At 49.7% G+C, this 1,957-nt stretch carries 3 protein-coding genes; all 3 read right to left on the reverse strand.

Annotated elements, in window-relative coordinates; translation table 11 throughout:
• A partial coding sequence (locus GRP75_RS25685) for a UDP-N-acetylglucosamine--N-acetylmuramyl-(pentapeptide) pyrophosphoryl-undecaprenol N-acetylglucosamine transferase (RefSeq protein ID WP_202404314.1) occupies positions 1-409 on the reverse strand: 409 nt, incomplete at its 3' end.
• A 6-nt stretch (positions 410-415) separates the two neighbouring features.
• Entirely contained in the window at positions 416-1,513 is a 1,098-nt protein-coding gene (spoVE, locus tag GRP75_RS25690) for a stage V sporulation protein E (protein ID WP_160790743.1), read from the reverse strand.
• Positions 1,514-1,562: 49 nt separating this feature from the next.
• On the reverse strand, positions 1,563-1,957 hold a 395-nt coding region (locus GRP75_RS25695), incomplete at its 5' end, for a glutamate ligase domain-containing protein (protein WP_483311114.1).

Below are 1,957 nucleotides of genomic sequence, written 5' to 3' on the forward strand. Positions count from 1 at the left end.
AGCGACTCAGAAATGTATTAGTCAGCCCTGGAATTGCATTTTGCTCATGAATAATGCTGGGAATTCCCAACTTGGAAGCTGCATAAACGACGGGGCCGCATACATATCCCCCGGTGCCAATAACGACATCTGGCTTAAATTTCTTTAATAATGCTTTGGATCTGCGAACCCCTTTGAAAAAGCGCATGATCGTTTTTATATTTTCCACAGACAAGCTGCGACGAAATCCTGTGATATCAATAGCCTCAAATGGAATTTTTTCCTGAGGAACCAACTTGCTTTCGAGTCCTCGTTGACCGCCAATGTATAAAAATTCAGCGTCCGAATCAATCTCTTCGCACTGTCTGGCTACGGCCAGCGCCGGATAAATATGCCCTCCGGTGCCGCCGCCGCTCAACACGACGCGCATAAACGTTCACCTCGCATAACGTGATAAATTTAGTAAAATGCCCAGAGCAGTTAGCATTAAGGTCAGAGAAGAACCTCCATAGCTGATTAAGGGCAGTGTTATTCCTGTCACCGGCATTAAACCGATAACGACACCAATATTAATGACGACCTGTACGGCGACCATTGCGACAATACCCACCGCAAGCAAACTACCATAGGTATCCGGAATGGTTATAGCGACACGCATTCCTCTCCACACGAGAACCAAAAAGAGCCCCAACACCGCCATTCCACCGATAAAGCCAAGCTCCTCCGCCAAAATGGAAAAAATAAAATCAGTCTGCGGCTCAGGAACGTAGCTATATTTTTGTCGACTCATGCCAAGCCCCAAGCCCGCTAGGCCGCCAGGACCAATCGCATATAGCGATTGAATAATTTGATAACCTGCGCCAAGCGGATCGGACCAAGGGTTCAGAAAAGCGGTGATGCGCTGGAGCCGATAAGGTGCAGCTGCAATCAGTGCAGCAAACCCTGCTGCTCCCGACAAAGCCAGCAGACCGAGATGCTTCATACGCGCGCCTGCCGTAAATACGATGAGCATGGACGCTCCCATCATTACCGTGCCAGTGCCCAAATCGGGCTGGAGCATAATAAGCCCAAAAGCCAGTCCCATGAGTCCAAGCGGGGGCAACAGGCCGCGCGTAAAAGAGCTAATATCATAGTCAGGACGACTGAGCCAACGAGCGAGAAAAAGAATCATACCCAGCTTCATAAACTCGGAAGGCTGAATGCCGAAAGAGCTAATACCGAGCCAGCTTCGTGCCCCGCCTCTTACTACACCAATGCCGGGAATTAATACGGCAACCAGCAACGCAAGACAGATCAACAACACAACCTTGGCATATTTCTGCCAGATCCGGTAGTCCGTTCTGGCAGTAAAGTACATCGCTACAAGACCGAGCCCTGCAAATAGCAATTGCCGCTTTACAAAATAGTAGGAGTCCCCGTACTCGTGAAAAGCGAGGACGGCGCCCGCACTGTATACCATAACCATGCCGATGGCTAATAAGCTTACAATACAAACGAAAAGCCATAGATCCGGCGCTGGACGAGATTGCTTCATCAGGAGGCCACCCCTTGCATAAAAGTAGGGGCTTATCCAACCCCCCTACTTACAATTTATGCGCCGCCTCTTTAAAAATACGTCCACGCTCTTCATAGGATCGGAACATATCCCAGCTTGCACAGGCGGGTGAGAGTAATACTACATCTCCCGTCTCAGCAAATTCAGCAGCCTTGTTCACAGCCTCCACGAGCGTAGCGGCGGCATCCTCCCCATTATCGACGACCTTGACATGCTCTATTCCGGCCTGCTGGGCGCGCTCAGCCAACTTATGCCGTGTCTCACCCAAGAGCACAACGGCTTTCACACCTTCCTGCAAGGAAGGTACGAGCTCTGTATAATCAGAACCGCGATCCAATCCTCCGGCAATGAGTACAATGGGTTGCTTAAAGGAAGATAAGGCCATCATTGTTGCTTTCGAATTGGTTGCTTTGGAATTATTGT

The organism is Paenibacillus sp. OT2-17 (assembly GCF_009827695.1).
Lineage (GTDB): Bacteria > Bacillota > Bacilli > Paenibacillales > Paenibacillaceae > Paenibacillus > Paenibacillus polymyxa_B.

What these genes read in the sequence shown, in the direction of transcription:
- spoVE (WP_160790743.1), bottom strand. Translation starts at nt 1,513, where the DNA reads ATGAAGCAATCTCGTCCAGCGCCGGATCTATGGCTTTTCGTTTGTATT.